A 21,203-nucleotide genomic window follows, 5' to 3' on the forward strand; every position below is an offset into this window, starting at 1 on the left:
GAAGAACTTTGCTGTCTACATTGGCTGCATAGAACGAATCCTTCGCGGCGTTGCGCCGCCTCATGGCTTCCGATCGAGATGAACAAGTTCGAGCGGCAGAGCAGTTCTGCCGACACCCAGACATTGCCCGACGACATCGCCGAGGAATTGTCCCGCCTTCCGAGCGAGGTCTTGAGCGTCGATGACGCTCCTTCGCTCGTGCCGCCAGCACCGCTGTCGCAGGACGAGGTCCGCACCATCGTCATCAGCCTGATGCTGACGATGTTCCTGGCCGCACTGGACCAGACCATCGTCGCGACCGCGCTGCCGACCATCGGACGCCAGTTCCACGACGTCTCCAATCTCTCCTGGGTCATCACCGCCTATCTGCTCGCCTCGACCGCGGTCGCGCCGGTGTTCGGCACGCTCAGCGACATCTACGGCCGCCGCGTGATGATCATCATCTCGCTGAGCCTGTTCGTCGCCGGCTCGGTGCTGTGCGCGGTCGCGCCGAACATGCCGATGCTGATTCTTGCACGCGGTCTCCAGGGACTGGGTGGCGGCGGCATCATGCCGGTGGTGCAGACCGTGATCTCCGACGTCGTGAGCCCACGCGAGCGCGGCCAATATCAAGCCTATTTCTCCAGCGTCTGGATGGTCGGCGGCATTCTCGGCCCGGTCATCGGCGGCGTGTTCGCCGAGCATCTGCACTGGTCGATGATCTTCTGGATCAATGTGCCGCTCGCGGCCGCGGCGATCGCGCTGCTGTTGCCCAGGATGAAGAAGATCCCGGTGTTCCACCGCAAGCGCAAGGTCGACTGGCTCGGCGGCGTGTTGCTGATGGCCTCTGCCGTCGTCTTCATGCTGGTGCTGACCTGGGGCGGCACGCGTTTCCCGTGGCTCTCGCCGACCGTGCTTGCGATGGTGGGCGGCGCCGTCGCGCTCGCGGTCACCTTCGTGTGGCACGCGCGCCGGGCGGACGAGCCGTTCCTGCCGCTGCCGCTGCTCGGAGGATCGGTTGTGCCGTTCGGGCTGACGGCCGGCGGCTGCGCGCTCGGAGCGATCACGGGCCTCACGGTGCAGCTGCCGCTCTATTACGAGGCGGTCTATCACCTCAGCGCCAGCGAAGCGGGCCTTGCGCTGATTCCGCTCGCGGCGGTCTCGACCGTCGGCGCGGCCGTCGCCGGCCGCACCATGGCCCGCGCCAAGCACTACAAGCGGGTCGCCATCGTCGGAACGTCCTGGGCTGCGCTGTGCGGCCTCGGCCTCACGTTGACGACGCTACCGCTATGGGCCCTGCTGACGCTGATGGCTGCGTTTGCGCTTGGCCTCGGCACCACCTTTCCGGTCTGCGTGGTCTCGGTGCAGAATTCGGTCGCCCGTCCGCAGGTCGGCACCATCACCGGCGCCTTGAACTTCTTCCGCTCGCTGATGTCCTCGTTCACGGTCGCGGCGTTCGCGGCCATCCTGCTCATCGCGCTCGGTGCCGACGTTCCGCTCGCCGGCGAGCATCACGCCGCCGTCAATGCGATCCCCGCCGACGACATGCGGCATGCGTTTCGCTACGTCTTCGGCGCCGCCACGGCGCTGATGACCGGCGCCGCGCTCTGCCTGATCATGATGGAGGAGCGGCCGCTGGCCGGTCCTTCCACGACACAACCCGTCGAGATGGCGGAGTAGGAGCCGCTAGCCGCGGCCTCCGTCCGGAAAGCTGCTGTTTCGCGGCAATAGAATCGTGAACTCGGTGAACGCGCCGGGCTCCGTCGCGACGTCGATCGTGCCGCCGTGCTGCTTCACGACGATGTCGTGGCTCATCGACAATCCGAGGCCGGTGCCTTCGCCGGCCGGCTTGGTGGTGAAGAACGGATCGAACATCTTCTCCTTCACCTCGTGCGGAATGCCAGTGCCGTTGTCGCGGATGCGGATCTCGATGCTGTCGCCCCGGTCGCGCGTTGCGGCGATCACCACCGGCTCGTAATCGGCGGCGCCGTCATCCGACTTGCGCTTGGCGACCGCGTGAAAGCCGTTCGAGATCAGGTTCAGCAGCACCCGGGTGATCTCCTGCGGAAACACTTCCGCGTGCCCGGCCGCCGGATCGAGCTTGCGCTTCAGCGTCACGTCGAATTGCGGCTTCTCGGCGCGGGCGCCGTGATAGGCGAGGTTGAGGCTCTCCTCGACCAGCGCGTTGATGTCGCTCAGCCGATGCTCGCCGCCGCCCTCGCGGGAATGCAGCAGCATGTTCTTGACGATGGAGTCAGCGCGCCTGCCATGCTGCACGATTTTCGTGAGATTGTCCTTGAGAAGTCCGGTCAGCTCGTCGACCTCGCTGCGGACGTCATCCACGAGCGGGACAGGCGCGAGCGCCTCGTTCAGCTCGTCCGTCAGCTCGGCGGAGAGTGATGCAAAATTGTTGACGAAGTTGAGCGGATTCTTGATCTCGTGCGCGATGCCGGCGGTGAGCTGGCCGAGCGAGGCCAGCTTCTCGGTCTGGACCAGCCGGTCCTGGGCAGCGCGCAAATCGTCGAGCGATTTGGCGAGATCTCTGGTGCGGTCCTGCACCTCGTTGAACAGGCGCGTGTTCTCGATGGCGATCACGGCCTGGTCGGCAAAGGTCTTGAGCAGGGCGATCGCCTTGTCCGGGAAAGGACCGGCCTCCGGCCGCGTCACGCCGATGGTGCCGATCGCGACGCCGTCGCGCAGCATCGGGATCACGAGGATGCTGCGATAACCTCTGGTCCGCGCCAGCTCTCTCATAGCGTCCGTGAGGTCGGGCTCGTTCTGCATGTCGCTGCGGAATGCGAACTCTCCGCTCGTCGCCACCCGGCTGTGAATGCCGGATGCCGACAGCGGCGCCGGGAACGAGCTGAGCAGTTCGTCGTTGCCGGCTTCGTTGTCGGTGGTGAAGGCGGCCAGGTGCAGCAGGCCGTCGATGACGCGCGTGACGGTGGAGGAATGTCCGCCGACCAGGGACTTGGCGCTGTCGGAGATCGCCTGGAACACCGGCGTCACATCGGCGGGCGAGGCCGCGATCACCTTGAGGATGTCGGCAGTCGCGGTCTGCCGTTCCAGCGCTTCCCTCGTGGTGTTGAACAGGCTGACATTCTTGATCGCGATCACCGCCTGGTCGGCGAATGTCTGCAGCAGCCCCACATGATGCTCGCCGAACGCGCCGGTCGCTCGCCGCGTGGCGATGATGACGCCGATGGCCTCGCCGTCGCTCATCAAGGGCGCGAACAGCATGCTGCGGTAGCCGCGGGCGCGCGCGATGTCGCGGGCCGCCGGTTCGATCTCGGTGTCGGGCAATTGCGCCGCCGCACCATCGGCCACGAGCTGGTAGGGTGGGAACCGCGCGAATGGCACCGGGAACGAGGACTGCAGTACGCGATCGCCAGTCGGATCTGTCGGCGTGAACGCCGCAAGGTGCGCGGCGCCGCCGATGTAGCGCAGCACCGCGGTGGAGAAGCCGCCGATCAGCCGGTTGGCGTTGGCGGCGATGGCGTCGAACACCGGCTGCACGTCGGACGGTGAAGCGGCCATCACTTTCAGAATGTCGGCGGTGGCGGTCTGGCGCTCCAGCGTCTCGCGCGTCTCGTTGAACAGCCGCGCATTCTCGATCGCGATCACCGCCTGGTCGGCAAAGGTCTGGAGCAACTGCACGAGGTCGGCTGCGAACGCGCCGGGCTCGGCACGCGTGACGCTGATCATGCCGACTGGCGTGCCCCGATTCATCAGCGGCATGAACAGCACGCTGCGGAAGCCGCGCAGCCGCGCAAGGTTCCGGTTCAGCTCCGGGACATCAGCGGCTTCGCTATCCGGAAACTGGATCGTCTCGCCGCCACGCACCAGCGCGAAGGTCGGAAAGTCGGCAATCTTGCGCGGGAATGACGCCTTGAGCCCTTCGTCCGCCTCGGGGCTCGTTGGTGTAAACGCCACGAGGTGGAGCTCGTCCTCGATGAACTGAAGCACGGTGGCGGAGAAGCCGTCGAGCAAACGCCTGGAGCTGGACGCAATCGCCTCGAAGACCGGCCGGGCATCGGACGGAGAGGCCGCGATGGTGCGCAGAATCTCGGCGCTGGCGCTCTGACGATCGCGCGCGATCGCAAGCTCGCTTCGAAACTGCGCGTTCTCGGCTGTGGCGGACTGTAACAGGCGCTCGAGTTCCGCAATGTCGTTGGAAGGGGTGGTCATTCGCAATCCGGCTTGATGCAGCGACATGCGCGGCACCAGGGCGGATTATCACATCTCCCGCGGCCGGAGCCAGCGTCCGCGACAGCGAGTTTAACCCGGCCCGCTTCACGTGCCCGGCCGCGACACCTCGGTCTCCTTGCTGGTGATGAACTCCAGCAGCACGGGAACGCCTTCCTTGGTCTTCTGGATGCCGCGCTGGATGGCGGGGATGATGTCTTCCGGCTTGGTCACCCGCTCGCCATAGCCGCCGAAGGCGCGCGCCATCGCGGCGTAGTCGCCGGAAATGTCGGTCGAGCGATATTTCTCGGTCGAGACCGGCATCACCTTCAATTCGATCGCCATCGAGAAATTGTTCAGCAGGATCGACATGATCGGGATGCGCTCGCGCACCGCCGTCTCGAAATCCATGCCGGTGAAGCCGATCGCGGCGTCGCCCCAGACATTGATGCAGAGCTTGTCGGGCTTTGCGAGTTTTGCACCCATTGCCAGCCCAAGGCCGTAGCCGAGCTGCGTCGTCTTGCCCCAGCCGAGATAGGTGAGGGGTTCGACCGACTTCCAGAACGGCGAGAGCTGGTCGCGCGGGCTGCCGGCATCGTGGGTGATGATGGTGTTGTTGATGTCGACGGTGTGTTGCAAGTCCCACAGCACGCGATAGGGGCTCAAAGGCGCATCATTGCTGGTGAGCTTCGGCATCCATTTCGCCAGCCAGGCCTCGTGCGCGGCCGCGATCTCGGCCGCGACCGCCGATGCGTCGCGATCCGCGGTGACGGTCTTGCCGATCTCCTCCAGCAGCGCGTCGAGCACGAGCCCGGCATCGCCGACGAGGCCGATCCTGGCTTCCACGTCCTTGTTGAGATGGTTCGGATCGAGTGTGGAGTGGATGATGGTCTTGTCTTTCGGCATCGCGATGCCGAAGTTTGTTTCAGTGAAGGAGCAGCCGATGCCGAAAATGACGTCGGCCTCGGCCAGGAACTTCGGCACCGCGCGCGGCACCGCGAGCCCGCCGGAGCCGAGCGAGAGTGGATGCGTTTCCGGGAAGGACGATTTGCCCCCAAGGCTGGTGGTGACGGGAATGGCGAGCCGTTCGGCCAGCCGCTTCAGTTGCGGCCACGCCTGGGCGTAATGCACGCCCTGGCCGGCATAGATCACCGCGTGCTTGGCATTCATGAGGAGGTTGGCGGCCTCCTTCACATGAACAGGGTCGGCGCCGTAGCGCGTGCGCAGCACCGGCGTGTAGTTCAGCGGCTCCGGCACCTCCTCGTTCCACATGTCGGCGGGGATCTCGACGATCACGGGCCCGCCGCGGCCGTTCTTCAGTTTGGTAAAGGCGCGGCGGAAGATGTTGGTGACCTCGGCCGCCAGAATGATCGGCTCGGACGATTTCGAAAACGCCTTCATCGCCTCGCTGGAATTGAAGTTCGGCTCGATATGCGCAAGCCTGCGCTGATAGCCCATCGGCAGCACCAGCACGGGAACGGATTCGCCGTAGCATTGCGCGACACCACCCATCGCATTCTCCGCACCGGGCCCGTGCTGCATGCAGAACGCGCCGATCGAGCGTCCCGATGTCACCCGCGAGATCGCATCCGCCATGTGAATACCGACGCGCTCCTGCCGCACCATCACCGGCCTGATATCGGCCTTAGCCGCATGCTCGATCAGATGGTTGACCGGATAACCGCAGAGGATATCGATCCCCTCGCGCTTCATGATTTCCGCAATCGCGGTGCCGAGCTTCATGGCGTCTCTCTCCCTGGGCAGGCCGGTTGGTCCGGCCGATTAGGGGAGAGAGGATCAGGAAATCGGGGGAGGGTAAAGCACGGCTCCATGCCCGCGCAGGTAGGTCAGCCATGCAGGACGGCTGCGACCCTCTGTCAGGTCGACGCTTGACGCAGGTCAAGCCGGCCGCCGGTCGTCGCATGGCATGATGGCCGTGGTGGTGATGACGATGACACACCGCATCTTTCCATGAATTCCCGGGGAGCCGGATGAGCTTCAAGGATCTGTTGTTTGATCGCTGGCGATGCAGGGCCTGACCGCGTCTGAAGCGTTGGCCCGGCTCAAGGCCGAAGGCTTCAATGAGTTGCCCCGGACGGGCCGGCGCACGATCGTGGGCCTCGTCCTCGACGTTCTGCGCGAGCCCATGCTGCTGTTGCTGCTGGCCGGCGGGGTGATCTATTTTGTCCTGGGCGATCTCGGCGAGGCCTTGCTGCTCCTCGTGCTGGCATCGATCTCGATTGTCATCACCATCGTGCAGGAGGCGCGCACCGAACGGGTGCTCGAATCGTTGCGTGATCTGACCAGCCCCCGCGCGCTTGTGATCCGCGCGGGCGAACGCATCCGTATTCCCGGCCGCGAGGTCGTTCGCGGCGACCTTATCGTGCTCTCCGAAGGAGACCGCGTGGCGGCAGACGCCAGCGTCGTTCAATGCGACGACCTGCTGCTGGATGAATCACTGCTGACGGGGGAGTCCGTTCCGGTCCGAAAGCAGGTAAGTCCCGCTCTCGAAGAGCCGCGCACGCCGCATGCCGGCGGCGACGACCAGCCGTTTCTATTCTCCGGCACGCTGGTGGTGCGGGGCAGCGGCGTGGCCGAAGTCCTGTCGACCGGAGTCCGGAGCGAGATCGGCAAGATCGGACAATCGCTCAGTGCCCTGGTGACGGAAACGCCACGCCTGCAGCAGCAGACCACGCGCCTGGTGACAATGTTTGCCATTGCCAGCGTCATTGTCATCGCGTTGACCGTAGTCCTCTACGGAATCTACCGCGGCGGCTGGCTGGAGGGCGTGCTGGCAGGCATTGCGCTTGGCATGTCGATGCTTCCCGAGGAGTTTCCCGTCGTCCTGACGGTGTTCCTCGCCATGGGCGCCTGGCGCATCTCGCAGGCTCGCGTGTTGACGCGGCGCGCCTCGGCGATCGAATCGCTGGGCGCGGCGACCGTGCTCTGCACGGACAAAACGGGCACGTTGACGGAAAACCGCATGACGGTCGCGCGCCTGGTGCTGCCCGGTGGCACGCAATACACGCCTGACGCCGCGGCGCGGCCTGAGCCCACGTTCGATCCGCTGATCGAAACCGGGGTTCTGGCCTGCGTCCCGGAGCCGTTCGATCCCATGGAGAAAGCGTTGCATTCGCTCGGACCGGGTGCTGCGACCGGCCGACGGCTCGTGCGGAGCTACGGGTTGCGTCACGACCTCCTCGCCATGTCGAACGTATGGCGGGGAAGCGGTGACGAATGCGTCGTCGCAGCAAAGGGGGCACCGGAGGCGATCGGCTCGCTCTGCGGAATGAGCGCGGAAGAGCTCTCTGAATTGCGGGCACGTGTCGACGCGCTCGCTCGGGAAGGGCTTCGCGTGCTCGGCGTGGCTCGGGCGACTTGCGCGGAGACTGATCTTCCCGAGACACAACGCGGCTTTCCTTTCCGCTTCTGCGGTCTGGCCGGTTTTGCGGATCCACTGCGGCCTGAAGTCGAGGGCGCCGTCGCCGAATGCCGTTCTGCGGGCATCCGTGTCGTCATGATCACCGGCGACTATCCGGCAACCGCATCTGCGATCGCAACGCGGGCGGGCCTCGATCCCGAGCGCGTCCTGACCGGGGCGGACGTCGAAGGCATGGCCGATGCCGAACTCGCCCGGGCGGCGCGGGGACAAACCGTCTTTGCTCGAATTGCGCCGGCCCAGAAACTGCGCATCGTCAATGCGCTCAAGGCCGCCGGCGAGATCGTCGCCATGACGGGCGACGGCGTCAACGACGCGCCCTCGCTGAAGGCTGCCCATATCGGCATTGCCATGGGCGGGCGCGGCACGGACGTCGCGCGCGAAGCGTCCTCGATCGTTCTGCTCGACGACGATTTCGGCTCGATCGTGAAGGCGATTCGGCTCGGCCGCCGGATTTATGACAACCTTCGCAAGGCGATGAGCTTTATCCTCGCGGTCCATGTTCCGATTGCGGGGCTTGCGCTGTTGCCACTGCTGACCGGGATGCCGCTGCTGTTCGGGCCGGTCCACATTGCGTTTCTCGAAATGATCATCGATCCCGTCTGCTCACTGGTTTTCGAGGCCGAGACCGAAGAGCGCGACGTGATGCAGCGGCCGCCACGCGCGCCGGACGAGTTGCTGCTGCCAAGGTCCCTGCTGGTCTGGTCGGCGCTGCAGGGCGGGCTGGCGCTGGCCCTGACCGGCGGCGTGATGGCGACGGCGAATGCCTACGGTATGCCGGAGAACGAGGTGCGGGCGTTGACGTTCTTCTCGCTGGTGCTGGTGATCGTGAGCCTGATCTTCGTCAACCGCTCGTTCTCGACATCGCTTGTCGAGGCCTTCACCAGGCCGAACCGGGCACTGGCCGTCATTGTCGTGTTCGTGACCGCCGTGCTCGCCCTGAGCCTTGCGTGGCCGCCCGCCGCGGAGCTGTTTCGCTTCGGTCCGCTGCATGCCGACGATCTCGCGGTCACGGTTGCGGCCGCGCTGGTCTCCCTGGGGGTGCTGGAACTGTCGAAATACCCGTTGCGCCGTCGCTGGCCCGCCCGAGCTCCGTAGCTCGGGGAGGTCTGCCTCGACAGCGGCTGATAAACCTCTATTTGCAGTTCTTGCAGATCGTCAGCTTTCTCTTCAACACATCGTCTTCCTGATCGACCGATGATTGGCTGGCGCTATCCGGATTGGACCTGGAGCCCTTTGCTGCGCGTGACCTCACGGGCGGCATCCCCTGACTTGACGTGTCATTGTCGTCGCTGACGCCTACGCTGAAGCCATCGTAATCGGCGGCCGGATTGGGCGCCGGCGATGCATTGGGCGGAGCAATTGAAACTGGCGGCCTGATCGAAGTCTGTCCTCTCGCGCCGTCGTGCGGCCAGGTGCCGGCAAACATGAGGCCGAGAGCCAAGAGCGCCGCGCTTCTCATCCGCATCCTTCAAACAGCTCCGGTTCATCGATTGGCAGATTGGCTCATCGAGCCACGCGATACTGAAGACTATCAGGACTCGCATGGCCGTCAAAGCGCCGTAGCCCATCCTCGTTGCTTCGTCGCAAGGGCTCATCGCAATGACGAGATTGGGGAGGGGCTTTGTCGCCAAACGTCATTCGATGCCCGGCTATTCGTCCCGGCGTCCCAGCTACCCATTCTCCTGCAGCGCCCGCCGCAGCCTTCGGATGATGATGCCGCGGGCGCGGTCGTCGGCGGCGGCTGCGACGCGGTCGTTGATGTCGAGCATGAGTTCCGACATCTCGTTGTGCCAGTCGAGACGGGTCACGGCTTCCGGCGCCAGCCTGCGCCGATGGTCGACGTCGAGCACGCGCGGCTCGGGGGTCGAGAGTTCATAGATGTCGTCCAGCACCGGCTGATAGATCTTCGCCGCCGGAAGGATGCGCTCGGCGACGCGTTCGGCAAGGCCCGCGATCGCATTCTCTTCGCCATGGACCAGGAACAGCCCGCGCGCGATCGGGCGGCGCGCCGCGATCCAGCGGGCGATACCGGCGCCGTCGGCATGTCCGGAATATTCGTCGATCATCCGGATCCGCGCCGCGACCCGGATCTCCTCGCCCTGGATCCGCACCGCCTTGGCGCCGTTCTGGAGGAAGCGGCCGAGCGTGCCGTTGGCCTGGAAGCCGGTGAGCAGCACGGTCGCATGCGCGTTCCACAGCCAGTGCTTGAGATGATGGCGGATCCGGCCGGCATCGCACATGCCGCTGGCCGCGATGATGATGTGAAAGCCGGAGAGCCGCATGATCGCCTTGCTCTCGGCCACCGTCTCGGTGAACTTGAGATGCGGCGAGTTGAGCAGACGGCTGACATCGACGGTCTGATCGAGGCTCGTCGCGTTCTGCCGGAACACTTCGGTTGCATGGATCGCGAGCGGAGAATCCAGGAAGATCGGCGCCGCAGGAATCTCGCCGCGCTCCATCAGGTCGACGAGGTCGACGATCAGTTCCTGGGTGCGCTCGACCGCGAAGGCAGGGATGAGCAGGGCGCCCTTGGCGGCCGCGGCATCGCGGACCTCGGTCGCAAGATGCTGCCGTCGCTGCTCTGGCGTCGTGACGGCACGCACGCGGTCGCCATAGGTCGACTCGGAAATGACGTAGTCGAGGTCCGACGGCGCCTGCGGATCGGGCTGGAGCAGCTTTGCCTCGGGGCCGACGTCGCCGGAGAGCAGCACGCGCAACGGGCGCGTTGCACCCGCATCGGCGAACTCGAGCTCGATCGAGGCGGACCCGAGCAGATGGCCCGCGTTCCAGTAGCGCGCGCGAACGCAGGGCATCACGTCGATCCAGCGTTCATAGTCGACGGGACGGAACGATTGCAGCGTGGCGATCGCGTCTGCTTGCGTGTAGATCGGCTCGACCTCCTTCCGGCCGCGTGCCGCGTTGCGCCGGTTGAGTTGCGCGACCTCGGACTCCTGGATGTTGCCAGCGTCGGGCAGCATCCAGGAGCAGAGGTCGATCGTGCCCCGCGTCGCCAGGATCGGCCCGCCAAATCCCTCGCGCACGAGCTTTGGCAGCAATCCGCTGTGGTCGATATGGGCGTGCGTGAGAAGCACAGCATCGATATCGGCAGGCCGAAAGGGAAAACCGCCGTAGTTGAGCTCCTTGAGCGTCTTCTGCCCCTGGAATAGGCCGCAATCGACCAGGAAGCGGCCGGAGGCGGTCTGGAAAAGATAGCTCGAGCCAGTCACGGTGCGGGCGGCGCCGCAAAATCGAACGGTGATGCTCATGTTGTCGTCTCCGGCGAAGGTGTCTTGTTTTCGGACCGCAGGGCGACCGCGAGAATCTCGTTGAGCGCGATCGCGTTGGTCGGATGCGGCACGCTGTCGGTCGAGCGGATGGAGCGGATGCCGGCGTCGCTGAACGCCGCGACCATTTCGGGCGGAAACAGGGCATGCGTCACGATTGCATCTGTGCCGGTCGCACCTGCGGCCTTGAGCGCTTTCGCCGCAACCATCAGTGTGGCTCCGGAAGAGACGATGTCGTCGACCAGCAGCGCCGGGCGACCGGAGAGCAGGCCGGGATCGGCAAATTCGATTTGCACGGAACGATCGCCGTGGCGCATCTTTCGGGCAACGGTATGCTGCAATTGGAGCCGCCGGGCGAGATCGCTCACCCATGGCTCGGATTCGGAATCGGGGCCGATCACGACGGTGGTCGGATCTACTCCGGTCTTTGCGAGGGTGTCCGCAATCGCCGGCATGGCGGACAGATTATCCGCCTCGATGCCTGGAAACACGAGCTCGATTTTGGTCGTGCGGTGCAAGTGCGCGTCGACAGTGACGACACGATCGACAATTCCTGCAAGGAGCCGGCCCACGGCGTGCTGGCTGATAGCTTCGCCGGGATGAAACGCTGCGTCCTGCCGCATGTAACACAGATACGGCGCCACCAAGACCAAACGCTTTGCGCCGGCGCGTCGCAGTGCTTCACCGGCCAACAGCAGAGCGATCAGCTTCTCGTTGGGCTGGTCCAGCGCGGCGTAGAGGATAACCGTGTCCGCGACCGGGCCGATCGTGATGCGCAATTCGCCGTCGGGGAAACGGTGAAGATCAATGTCCTCGCAGGCTAGTCCGAGCTTCGTCGCCAGTCGTGTTGCCGCACCCGTGGCTGGAGGCAGGCTCTGGAAGGCGATCGCGCTCACGGCGCGGTCCCGCCCTGGAGGGTGTCCCGATCATTGATGGCGTACCCGGCGTCGGCAGCGGTGGCCGTCGCCGCGAGATCGTACTCCGGCTGGTCGAAAGTGTAGACGCGGTAGAGCGGCTCGCCCTGCTCGACAAGGTCGCCGATCTTCTTGAACAGCCGGATGCCGGCGCCCTTGTCGAGCGGCGCGCCGGCGGTGCGTGCCAGGCGATTGAGCCGCAGGCAGTCGATTTCGGAGACGACGCCGTCACGCGCGGCCTTGACGTCGAACGTGAGATTGCCGAGCTCGGTGCTGCAATTCGAGGGGCCCTGGGCGTCGATGATCTTCTGCATCTGCTTCAGCGCCGCCCCGCTATCGAGCAGCTCACGAGCCCGCGCATAGCCTGCGCCGCCGCGCAGCTTCGGATCGTGTTCCAGGAGATGGGCGGCGAGCCGCAACGATTTCTCGCGCAGATCGCGCGGCGCATCCGGATCGTTGCCGAGCACTGCCATCACGTCGTTGGCCTCGAGCACCGGCCCGATGCCGTTGCCGATCGGCTGGCGGCCATCGGTCGTGATCACTTCGATCGTGCGTGCGAAGCGATCGCCGACGAATTCAAACAGTTTTCGCAGGCGCATCGCCTCGGCGGCACTGGTGACCTTCGCCGTCGGCCCGACCGGAATGTCGATCAACAGGTGTGTCGAGCCGGCCGCGATCTTCTTGGACATGATGGAGGCGACCATCTGCTCGCGGGTATCGAGACTGAGCGGGCGTTCGACCGAGATCAGGACGTCGTCGGCGGGCGACAAATTCACGTGCCCGCCCCAGATCAGGCATCCATTGCAGGTCGAGACGATCGTCTTCATCTCTTCGACCCCGACATTCACCCGCGCCAGCACCTCCATCGTGTCGGCGGTTCCCGCCGGCGAGGTGATGGCGCGCGAGGAAGTCTTGGGGATCGGCAGGCCGTGCGCTGCGACGATGGGTACCACGACCATCGAGGTGCGATTGCCGGGGATGCCGCCGATGCAATGCTTGTCGACGACGATCGGGGCCGGCCACGCCAGTTGCGTGCCGGCCTCGGCCATCGCAGCGGTAAGCGACAGGAGTTCGTCGCTGGTGATGAAGCTCGCCGAGCCGATCAGGAATGCGGCGATTTCCATGTCGGAGTAGCGGTAATGTGCGAGATCATCGATGATCGCGCCGATTTCCGCCCGGCTGAGCGTTCGTCCGTGAATTTTGGCGCGCACCGCCTCCAGGCTCTCCGGAGGGGAGGCGGGCGTGACGGTGACCAGCGTGCCGACGGCTTGCGCGAAACGCCGGAACGCAGGCTCGGAGAGGCCGATCTCGTCGGGGGCGGCCAGCGCGTCATCGTCAGTGATCAGCAGCGTCGCGAGCAGCACCTTGCCGTCGAGGCGAAGCTCGACCCGGCTGAAGCCGCGAAAGATGTCCGCACGCAACGCCTTCGACCGCCTGGAAATGACGACGACGTTCTCACGGCCGGTATCGAGATGGACACGGCGGATCTTCAGCTGGGGACGTGAGGGGTCTGGGTGCATGAACGGGCCGGCAGGAAGGTTGGGCCTCCATGCTTACCTGCCAATGTCTCCATGCATTTGACCCAGATCATGTCCGACGCCCTGGCCCGGCATGGGCACGGCCGCTTTGCGGTGGCGCGCAGCCGGTGGGCTGCAGGCAGCGATCTTGAGCGCGCCGCCGGGAATATGGTTCACAAACAGTAATCGCCGCCGCGCGCGGAGCCAGGCGCGGTGAGGTCAAAGAGGAATTTAACGCTTGCGCCCTAACTTGCGCTCGCCATGAGTGACCAGGTCGTGCACAGCGAGGTTCAACCGTTTTCGGCGCGCGCGGCGCTCCCCTGGCTGGTGAGCCTTGGCGTCTATGTCCTGCTGCTGGTCCTTGGACCGCGGCTGCTCAATGATCCCGACAGCTATTCGCACATCGAGGTCGGGCGCTGGATCATCGCGCACGGCACGCTGCCGGCGAGCGACCCATTTTCGTTTTCGAGGCACGGCGCCCCCTGGATCACCTTCGAATGGCTCTCGGAGATCATCTATGCCGGAGCCTACGCGCTTGCCGGCTGGCAGGGCGTCCTCGTCGTCGCCGCCGCGGCGATAGCGCTCGCCTTTGGCCTGTTCACGTTCTTCCTGCTGCGCGAGCTTTCGCCAATCCACACACTGCTCATGGTGATCGCGGCCGTCATCCTGTTGGCGCCGCATATGCTGGCGCGGCCGCACGTGTTGGTGCTGCCGGTGATGGTGACCTGGGCGGCCGCCCTGGTACGCTGCATGGATCGTGGAGGGCCTCCGCCGTACTGGGCCCTTCCGCTGCTGGTCGTGTGGGCCAATCTGCACGGCAGTGTGGTGCTGGCGCTTGGACTGATTGGCCCCGCGGGGCTCGAGGCGCTGCTGCGCGAGAAGCGCAGTGAATGGCCGCGCGTGTTCCTGCGGTGGTTGCCATTCACGGCGCTCGCAGTCGCCGCGTCCTGCCTGACGCCCTACGGGCCGGAACCGCTGCTGATGCCACTGACGACACTCGGTCTCGGCCCCGCGCTCGGTTGGATCGCGGAATGGCGGCCGCAAGATTTCAGCCACATAGGTTTCTTCGAGTTGCTGCTGCTGGCCGGCATCTTCGCGCTCTCGCGCGGCGTGACGCTGCCGGTCGTGCGGGCCCTGGTCGTGATCGGCCTGCTGCATTTCGCGCTGGCCCAGATCCGCAATGCGGATCTGCTGGCCATGCTGGCGCCGCTCTATCTGGCGGCTCCGCTGGGGCGGAAATTCGGCGGACCGATTGGGGAGGATGCTGCCGGTTCGTCGCGCGGCCTGAACCTGGCCGCACTCGGTGTGTTGATCGCGGTGAGCGGGGCGGCGCTGGCGCGTGACATACGGCCGGCTGCGGTCATTACCCCTCAGGCTGCCATCGCTGAAGCCAAGCTCGCCACGGCGGGGCATGTGCTCAACGATTATTCCTTCGGCGGCTATTTGATCTTTGCCGGCATTCCCAGCTTTATCGATGGCCGCGGTGAACTGTACGGGGGAGCGTTCATCAACCGCTACAATCGTGCCCTGGCGCTGGTCGATCTCGGCGATTTCCTCAAGCTGCTCGACGAATACAACATCGGCGCGACGCTGCTCGCGCCGGAGACGCCGGCGATAGCGATGCTGGACCGGCTGCCCCAGTGGCAGCGCGTCTACAGCGACGACGTGGCGGTCGTGCACAAGCGGCGAGATATGCCGCAAAGATAGATCAAGCGGTCCCGAAGGCGGCGTATTGGCCGCCGAGCGGCACGCCGCTCAGGGTATCTTCGAGGCGCCGCGCCGGCTTGGTGTCCCAGGGCAGCAGCAGGAAATGGCGCGCACCGATCTCGCGCAAGCCGCCGGCAGCCATCAACTTCCGGGTTGTGCCGGCACCGAGCAAGACGGCGTCCCGGTCGAACTCACAGCGCGCGACGGCAAGGCGTGTCAACGGGTTGTACGGATTGTGCTCGATGACGCAGACGAGCCCCCCGGGGCGCGTCACGCGCCGCATCTCGGCGATGAATTGCGCCCATTCGGTCGGCACGACGTGGTGCATCACGCAGACGGCCGTGACCACATCGAAGCTGGCATCGTCGAAAGGAAAGGTGCGGCCGTCAAACTCACGGTAGTCGACCCCGCCGTTGTCGGCGCGGGCCTGCGCCAGGCTGGCCGAAGAAACGTCGATGCCGCTCAAGCGGCCGACCATGCCGTGCAGCAGGGGATGAAGGCTGCCCACGCCGCAGCCGACGTCCAGCATTTCGGGCCTCTTCGTGTCGAGCCGCTGCGCGATCAGATTGCCCAGCAGATCGGCCTTGGCGCGCATGAAGAAGTGATGCGGCAAGCCGGAAAAGTCGATCGAGGATTGGACCACGTCACGGTAGTTGTCGTGATAACCGTCGAAGAGCTCGGTCATGCGCTGGGTTACTCGTTGACGGCGTGGATCGCGGGTGTGGCCGCCGCCTCGTTGCGATCGAAGCCGGCGCGCGTCTGCACCACGTAGAGCGGACGGCGTTTCACCTCGGCATGGATGCGGCCGACGTAAAGCCCGACGATGCCCGTCATCAGCATGTTCATTCCACACAGCAGGGACACGACGACCATCGTCGAGGACCAGCCGGTCACGAGATGACTATCGTTGCTGAGCCACAAGAGGATCACCCAGCCGCCGTAGAGCAGTGCAAGTCCCGAGACCGTCAATCCGCACCAGATTGCGAGCCGCAAGGGCAGATCGGAAAAGCCGAGCGCGGCGTTCATCGCGAGCCGCACCATCTTGAACAGCGGATATTTGGTCTCGCCCGCCGCACGCTCGAGGCGGTGGAAGGCGACCTCGGCCTGCCGGAAGCCGAGCCAGGCGATCATGCCGCGTACGAAGCGGTCCTGCTCCGGCATCTGCCGAAGTGCGTCGAGCACCTTGCGATCGATCAGGCGGAAGTCGCCGACATCGGCGGGGATGCCGACCGAGGACATCCTGCCGAGAAGCCGGTAGAAGAGGTGCGCGGTCGCGCGCTTGAATCGGCTTTCGCCGTCGCGCGACAGGCGGCGGGCGTGGACGATGTCGTTGCCTTCCTGCCATTTTGCGATCAATTGCTCGATCACTTCGGGCGGATCCTGCAAATCGGCATCCATGACGATGATCGCTTCACCTTGCGCGGCGTCCATGCCGGCGGTGATGGCGATCTGATGGCCGAAATTTCGCGACAGGCCGATATAGCGAAAGCGCGGGTCGCGCGTGGCGAGCGCCTGCAGCACGATCGAGCTGGAATCACTGCTGCCGTCGTCGACGAAGATCGCTTCTGCCGGCCCGTCGAGCCGGGACAGCACCAGGTCGAGCCTGCGCAGCAGGACCGGCAGCACGGCTTCCTCGTTGAACACGGGGATGACGAGGCTGTAGCGGATCGACTGGGGATTGGCCGCCATGCGAGAGATTCCAACTCGTTGCAGGAGCGGAAGTCTATGCCGGCGGTGGTTAAGGTGGCCTTGCCACAACCGTTAAGGATATGGGGCGCCGGGGTGGCTTCCAGAAGGCGGTGCGGATGGTGACGCCTGATTAACCACACTAGGCAGCCGCGGCTTCGCCTAGGATCTGCGGCGGATCTTGTAGAGAACAAATCGCTCTGAGGTATCCAGCGCGTCCAGCAGATCCGGCAGCGGGTTTGCGGCCCGCGGCCCGAGGACATAGAGATAGTCGTAATCTTGGTGCCAGGTGCGGACGAACGGCGGAACGCCCGCCGGCGGCCGGCTTTCCGCAATCGCGGTAAGCACGTCTAGCGGCATTGGCCCGCCGTAGGGAATGGCAAGACGGCGCACGTCCTCGCGTGGCCGCACGGGCTGCTTGCCCGCTTCCGTGAATAAATTGGGCACGAACGCGTTAGCATAGTGCACGGCGAGCGTGGGCGCATAATACATCGGATAGGAGGTGAGGTCGGCGAAGGGCGGGTCTCCATTGTCGTCCGTGCTGGCGACCAGGACGCGCGAGCCGCGATCGATCTTGTGGAACGACTCCACGATCGCCGCATAGTCGGTGCGGTAAGGCAACCACACCGCGAGCACGACGGCGAGATTGATCAGTATGACGCCACTGATCGCGGCGAGCGCTGCCATTCTCCATGCCCGGCTGGGCAGCGTCAGCGAGCAGAAGGTGGGCAGGATCAGAGCCGCAGCGGGTATCACGCGAAGGTCCACGAACGAGGTTCCGAACAGCTTCGAGGGAATGACGACGTACAGCAGCGCGAACCCGATCGCGAGCCAGATCCCGGCTGACTCGAGCTTGAGGACGCCGCGTCTTGCGGTGAAAAACAGCGAGATCATCAGCGCCAGCCCGGTCGCTGCCGCTACCGTCAAATTGTAACCGTTCATGATGCGCAACGGCCAGATCGGCTTGAACCCGAGGAACCAGCTCGTCCCTTCGCTTCCGATCGAGCCCGCGCTCATGCGCATGATCCCAAACAGGGCAAGCGCCGGTATGGCCAACGCGCCGAGCCGCGCGGCGGCGACCCCGTACGATATTCGCCCATGGCGGATGCGCGAGAGCTCGTAAAGGCCGAGCGTCGCGCCGTAGATGCCGAGGGAGAAGAAATGCGCCGCAAACAGCGCTGCGACGAAGACCATGTTGACGACGAAACGCAGCGGCCATGGGCGCTCCGCCAGCATCAGATAGACGGCGATGCCCCAGAGAGCGAGGCCCAGTCCGAACTCGAAATTCACGAAGCCCCAGCTGAACGGCAGACAGTAAAGGAAAGCGAGCGCCGCAAAGCCGGCGAGATGGACCCGTCCCTTCCGGGCCCATTCGAGCAAAAGCGCGCCCCCGACGATCAGCAATTGGCTCAGGAGCAGAAACAGCCGTGTGGCGTTCTCGACGCTGACCAGCCGCGCCATCTGCGGGACCAGCAGGTCCATTCCAAGGTTGGGATAGAATGCCCAGGCCACTTCGTAATACGGATTGGCGTTGGGGGTGCCGTTCTGGCTCAGGATATACATCCGGGCGAGGTGATTGGGATAGTCGACCATCGCGGGGATAGGGGTGAGCAGCACCGGAAGAAACGAGACGGCCGTCAGCATTGCCAGAACGGTGATCGCCACCGATCGGTCCGAGCCAAGACGAGCCCGGATTGTCAAGGTCGGCTTGTCGGAGGGAATCATGTCTTCGGGCCGCCGGAGTTTGAGCTTACGCTCTACGATGACGCAGCCGCACGACACAACGCCATAATGCGGACTTCGCGACAATCAAGCTGGGGTCGCCGCCGCATGCTCAAGGAAATTCGCCCTGCGCCCTCTCTTCGATGAGGGCGGAAGAGGACAGCAAAACCCGGGCGAAGCCGTCGCGAGAACACCAAACGCGTGTCCGTATTGGAACGTCGATTGGAAAGAGGAGCCCGTCCTCCGGCGCACTGCACGCGGACTCGCGCTGATCGGATTGTGGCGCGCCGGCTATGGCGGCTACTTCACCGCCGCGCTGATCGAGTTGAATTTGCCGCTCAGGAGTGCGCTGCCCGTGTTGTTCACGGCCGTGATGATCGCGAGCGCGATGCCGGTGGCGATCAGACAATACTCGATGGCGGTGGCACCATTCTCATCGGCAAGAAATGACTTGAGCAAAGTCATCGTCAACTCCTGTTCATCCGTCCAACGTAGGCTGGTGCCGTTTTCGGAATGGTAAATTGATTCACTAATTTTTCGTGGGCGCATCAAAACGCAGGTCGGATGGTCCTCGCCTGTCGTTTCATATCGTGTCATCGATTGACTTAAGGTTTCGTCACCCAATTCGGATGCATTTGGCGATGTCGTCATCCCGTCTCAGGACGAGATCGGGCGTTCCGGCGCGGCCTTGCCCGGGCGTTTCAGCGCCGCCGCGAGGCGTCCGACCAGATAGCTCACCACGCGCGGCTGGGCCCGCGCGGAGCCGCCGGCGAGGCTTTCTTCCTCGGCCGTGTCGTTGACGATGCCGATGTAGTTCTTTCTGGCGTCCTGCGGCTGCACGAGGCTGCAAATCCCGGGTTTAATCGAGGGGCGACCATGCTGTGCGTAGCGGGAACCGACGGTTAATTTTGTCGTCCGTACGATTACGTGTCGCCCCCGCGACAGCAGGCGGGGACGAAAGCGATGGTGCGGCTTAACGGATTGTTGAGCCTGTTCTTGAGCGAGGTGCCGGGCTCACTCGCGCCGACCGTCCGCATTCAGCGCTCGCAACACCGCGATGCGCGCGAACATCATCCAGCCGCCGCCGGTCTCGGCCGCGTTGATCAGGGTTTCGATCGCGGTCTGCCAATGGCTCGCGTGCTGCGTATCCTCGGGCAGTCGCATGATGTGATCGGCAGCTTCTTGCAGCGTCCGCAGCTTGCGCCCGCCACGCAAGGAAATGGGGTCGTCGAACGCGGCCGACCAGGGCATGTCAGGTCGGCCGATCGGCGAGGGAAGACATCACGGCGTAGTCGCCGGTGCGATGCTGCTAGCCGGCCTTCTTCGCGCGCGTCGGCGCGCGCACCGGCTTGTCGGCCTTTTTGGGAGCGGCTTTCGCAGCAGCGTCCATGCCGCCCTTGCCGGCGATCGGCAGCAGCATCTCGCGCTGGCCCTCGACGCGCTTCTTCGGCTTCTTGCCCTTGGTCGCGTCCTTGGCAGTGTCCTTGGCCACCTTCGCTGCGGGGCTCGCGTCCTTCTCGTTCGCGATGCTCTTCTTCAGGGCGTCCATGAGGTTGATGACGTTGCCGCCGGTCTTGGGCGCGGCCTTCGCGGTGATGGGCGCGCCGCTGCGCTTCTTGTTGATGAGGTCGATCAGCGCGGTCTCGTAATGGTCCTCGAACAGCTCGGGCTCGAACGCGCCGGACTTCTTCTCGACGATGTGCTTTGCAAGGTCGAGCATGTCCTTGGTCAGCTTCACGTCCTGGATGTCGTCGAAATAGTCTTTCTCGCCGCGGACCTCGTAGGGGTAGCGCAGCAGCGTCCCCATCAGGCCGCTATCGAGCGGCTCCAGCGCGATGATGTGCTCGCGATTGGTCAGCACCACGCGGCCGATCGCGACCTTGTCCATGCTGCGGATGGTCTCGCGGATCACCGCAAAGGCGTCGTGGCCAACCTTGCCATCGGGCACGAGATAATAGGGGCGGATCAGATAGCGGCTGTCGATGTCGGTCTTCGGCACGAACTCGTCGATCTCGATCGTGTGCGTGGAGTCCAGCGCGATCTCGTCGAGCTCGTCCTTGGTGACCTCGATATAGGTGTCGGTGTCGACCTTGTAGCCCTTGACGATGTCCTCGGAGGTCACCTCGTCACCGGTCTCGGCGTCGACCTTGAGGTACTTGATCCTGTGGCCGGTCTTGCGGTTGATCTGGTTGAACGAGACCTTCTCTGTATCCGAAGTGGCCGGATAGAGCGCGACCGGGCAGGTCACGAGCGACAAACGCAGAAAACCCTTCCAATTGGCGCGGGGGGCCATGGGCTACTCCAAACGCAACGGGGACAGAGGACGAAGATACCATCGGGGAACAACGAATCATAGCAAGGCGCATTGCTGAATCTTGCAACTGCGTTAACCGGCCGCCCGGCGCGCGGTTGCAGCCTGATCCGGCCGCAAATGCCGGAACATCATATCCAATCACGCGTTGCCACGGGACATCATGCCGCGAGGAGCTCGAAGCCATCCGACGCGACAGCCAGAGATTGAGGTCACCATGGCAGCCACGCGAGACCAACGCCAGATCGTCGAAACTGCGACCGAGGCCCGTCAGGGCGAACCCGGGCCGTCGGTGGCCGCGCTGCTCGCCATCTCGACCGGGCTCGCGATCCTGATCCTCGCCGTGATCTGGTTCGTGTTCTTCCGGACCTGATCGGCGCATCGACAGGACGGTTCGCACCTTCCGACTCGCCGCGTAACGCGGCACATTGCGCCCGCCATGCCGCCGGTTCGCCC

Annotated in this window: 17 protein-coding genes; 4 read left to right on the forward strand and 13 right to left on the reverse strand. The window is 64.8% G+C overall.

Going from position 1 to position 21,203, the window contains the following annotated elements:
- Positions 1-78: 78 nt before the first annotated feature.
- On the forward strand, positions 79-1,659 hold the full coding sequence (locus JQ591_RS00765) for an MDR family MFS transporter (RefSeq protein WP_211394132.1): 1,581 nt from the start codon (positions 79-81) through the stop codon (positions 1,657-1,659).
- Positions 1,660-1,665: 6 nt separating this feature from the next.
- On the opposite strand, the gene JQ591_RS00770 is transcribed toward JQ591_RS00765, so the two are convergent.
- Together JQ591_RS00770 and JQ591_RS00775 are read right to left on the reverse strand one after the other, a co-directional pair.
- A complete protein-coding gene (locus tag JQ591_RS00770; RefSeq protein ID WP_211394133.1) occupies positions 1,666-4,167 on the reverse strand; it encodes a GAF domain-containing sensor histidine kinase in 2,502 nt (833 codons plus the stop codon).
- A gap of 105 nt (positions 4,168-4,272) precedes the next feature.
- Positions 4,273-5,928: a thiamine pyrophosphate-requiring protein gene (locus JQ591_RS00775; protein WP_283817687.1), complete on the reverse strand. Its 1,656-nt coding sequence runs from the start codon at positions 5,926-5,928 to the stop codon at positions 4,273-4,275.
- Between the two features lie 262 nt (positions 5,929-6,190).
- Here JQ591_RS00775 and JQ591_RS00780 point away from each other — a divergent pair, with 262 nt between their 5' ends.
- Positions 6,191-8,701 carry a cation-translocating P-type ATPase gene (locus JQ591_RS00780; RefSeq protein ID WP_211394135.1) on the forward strand — a complete coding sequence of 837 codons (2,511 nt, stop codon included), beginning with the start codon at positions 6,191-6,193 and terminating at the stop codon, positions 8,699-8,701.
- A 37-nt stretch (positions 8,702-8,738) separates the two neighbouring features.
- On the opposite strand, the gene JQ591_RS00785 is transcribed toward JQ591_RS00780, so the two are convergent.
- The 4 genes from JQ591_RS00785 to JQ591_RS00800 form a co-directional block, all read right to left on the reverse strand.
- Positions 8,739-9,065, reverse strand: a complete 327-nt coding sequence (locus JQ591_RS00785; RefSeq protein WP_211394136.1) for a hypothetical protein — start codon at positions 9,063-9,065, stop codon at positions 8,739-8,741.
- 211 nt (positions 9,066-9,276) lie between these two features.
- Positions 9,277-10,872, reverse strand: coding sequence for an MBL fold metallo-hydrolase RNA specificity domain-containing protein (locus JQ591_RS00790; RefSeq protein ID WP_211394137.1), 1,596 nt, complete (start codon positions 10,870-10,872; stop codon positions 9,277-9,279).
- Entirely contained in the window at positions 10,869-11,786 is a 918-nt protein-coding gene (locus JQ591_RS00795; protein ID WP_211394138.1) for a ribose-phosphate diphosphokinase, read from the reverse strand. The genes JQ591_RS00790 and JQ591_RS00795 overlap by 4 nt, the downstream gene beginning before the upstream one ends.
- Positions 11,783-13,324, reverse strand: a complete 1,542-nt coding sequence (locus tag JQ591_RS00800) for a thymidine phosphorylase family protein (protein ID WP_211394139.1) — start codon at positions 13,322-13,324, stop codon at positions 11,783-11,785. The genes JQ591_RS00795 and JQ591_RS00800 overlap by 4 nt, the downstream gene beginning before the upstream one ends.
- Before the next feature lie 258 nt (positions 13,325-13,582).
- On the opposite strand from JQ591_RS00800, the gene JQ591_RS00805 reads away from it, so the two are divergent.
- Positions 13,583-15,028 (forward strand): hypothetical protein, encoded by a 1,446-nt coding sequence (locus tag JQ591_RS00805; RefSeq protein WP_211394140.1) that lies wholly within the window; start codon positions 13,583-13,585, stop codon positions 15,026-15,028.
- Between the two features lies 1 nt (position 15,029).
- Here the strand turns inward: JQ591_RS00805 and JQ591_RS00810 are convergent, their stop codons facing one another.
- The 7 genes from JQ591_RS00810 to JQ591_RS00840 all read right to left on the reverse strand — a co-directional run bounded on the left by JQ591_RS00810 (position 15,030) and on the right by JQ591_RS00840 (position 20,729).
- Positions 15,030-15,713, reverse strand: a complete 684-nt coding sequence (locus tag JQ591_RS00810) for a class I SAM-dependent methyltransferase (RefSeq protein ID WP_211394141.1) — start codon at positions 15,711-15,713, stop codon at positions 15,030-15,032.
- A gap of 8 nt (positions 15,714-15,721) precedes the next feature.
- Positions 15,722-16,717 (reverse strand): glycosyltransferase family 2 protein, encoded by a 996-nt coding sequence (locus JQ591_RS00815; protein WP_211394142.1) that lies wholly within the window; start codon positions 16,715-16,717, stop codon positions 15,722-15,724.
- A 159-nt stretch (positions 16,718-16,876) separates the two neighbouring features.
- Positions 16,877-18,439, reverse strand: a complete 1,563-nt coding sequence (locus JQ591_RS00820) for a hypothetical protein (protein ID WP_211394143.1) — start codon at positions 18,437-18,439, stop codon at positions 16,877-16,879.
- A 297-nt stretch (positions 18,440-18,736) separates the two neighbouring features.
- Complete coding sequence (locus JQ591_RS00825) at positions 18,737-18,901, reverse strand: Flp family type IVb pilin (RefSeq protein WP_106942909.1); 165 nt, start codon at positions 18,899-18,901, stop codon at positions 18,737-18,739.
- 192 nt (positions 18,902-19,093) lie between these two features.
- On the reverse strand, positions 19,094-19,276 hold the full coding sequence (locus JQ591_RS00830; RefSeq protein ID WP_211394144.1) for a hypothetical protein: 183 nt from the start codon (positions 19,274-19,276) through the stop codon (positions 19,094-19,096).
- 174 nt (positions 19,277-19,450) lie between these two features.
- Entirely contained in the window at positions 19,451-19,687 is a 237-nt protein-coding gene (locus tag JQ591_RS00835; protein WP_211394145.1) for a hypothetical protein, read from the reverse strand.
- A 58-nt stretch (positions 19,688-19,745) separates the two neighbouring features.
- Positions 19,746-20,729 (reverse strand): Ku protein, encoded by a 984-nt coding sequence (locus JQ591_RS00840; protein WP_211394146.1) that lies wholly within the window; start codon positions 20,727-20,729, stop codon positions 19,746-19,748.
- A gap of 235 nt (positions 20,730-20,964) precedes the next feature.
- Here JQ591_RS00840 and JQ591_RS00845 point away from each other — a divergent pair, with 235 nt between their 5' ends.
- Positions 20,965-21,120: a hypothetical protein gene (locus JQ591_RS00845; protein WP_211394147.1), complete on the forward strand. Its 156-nt coding sequence runs from the start codon at positions 20,965-20,967 to the stop codon at positions 21,118-21,120.
- Positions 21,121-21,203: the final 83 nt, after the last annotated feature.

This window comes from Bradyrhizobium canariense, assembly GCF_018130465.1.
GTDB lineage: Bacteria > Pseudomonadota > Alphaproteobacteria > Rhizobiales > Xanthobacteraceae > Bradyrhizobium > Bradyrhizobium canariense_C.

What these genes read in the sequence shown, in the direction of transcription:
- JQ591_RS00765 (WP_211394132.1), top strand. Translation starts at nt 79, where the DNA reads ATGAACAAGTTCGAGCGGCAGAGCAGTTCTGCCGACACCCAGACATTG.
- JQ591_RS00770 (WP_211394133.1), bottom strand. Translation starts at nt 4,167, where the DNA reads ATGACCACCCCTTCCAACGACATTGCGGAACTCGAGCGCCTGTTACAG.
- JQ591_RS00780 (WP_211394135.1), top strand. Translation starts at nt 6,191, where the DNA reads ATGCAGGGCCTGACCGCGTCTGAAGCGTTGGCCCGGCTCAAGGCCGAA.
- JQ591_RS00785 (WP_211394136.1), bottom strand. Translation starts at nt 9,065, where the DNA reads ATGAGAAGCGCGGCGCTCTTGGCTCTCGGCCTCATGTTTGCCGGCACC.
- JQ591_RS00790 (WP_211394137.1), bottom strand. Translation starts at nt 10,872, where the DNA reads ATGAGCATCACCGTTCGATTTTGCGGCGCCGCCCGCACCGTGACTGGC.
- JQ591_RS00800 (WP_211394139.1), bottom strand. Translation starts at nt 13,324, where the DNA reads ATGCACCCAGACCCCTCACGTCCCCAGCTGAAGATCCGCCGTGTCCAT.
- JQ591_RS00805 (WP_211394140.1), top strand. Translation starts at nt 13,583, where the DNA reads ATGAGTGACCAGGTCGTGCACAGCGAGGTTCAACCGTTTTCGGCGCGC.
- JQ591_RS00810 (WP_211394141.1), bottom strand. Translation starts at nt 15,713, where the DNA reads ATGACCGAGCTCTTCGACGGTTATCACGACAACTACCGTGACGTGGTC.
- JQ591_RS00815 (WP_211394142.1), bottom strand. Translation starts at nt 16,717, where the DNA reads ATGGCGGCCAATCCCCAGTCGATCCGCTACAGCCTCGTCATCCCCGTG.
- JQ591_RS00820 (WP_211394143.1), bottom strand. Translation starts at nt 18,439, where the DNA reads ATGATTCCCTCCGACAAGCCGACCTTGACAATCCGGGCTCGTCTTGGC.
- JQ591_RS00825 (WP_106942909.1), bottom strand. Translation starts at nt 18,901, where the DNA reads ATGACTTTGCTCAAGTCATTTCTTGCCGATGAGAATGGTGCCACCGCC.
- JQ591_RS00835 (WP_211394145.1), bottom strand. Translation starts at nt 19,687, where the DNA reads ATGCCCTGGTCGGCCGCGTTCGACGACCCCATTTCCTTGCGTGGCGGG.
- JQ591_RS00840 (WP_211394146.1), bottom strand. Translation starts at nt 20,729, where the DNA reads ATGGCCCCCCGCGCCAATTGGAAGGGTTTTCTGCGTTTGTCGCTCGTG.
- JQ591_RS00845 (WP_211394147.1), top strand. Translation starts at nt 20,965, where the DNA reads ATGGCAGCCACGCGAGACCAACGCCAGATCGTCGAAACTGCGACCGAG.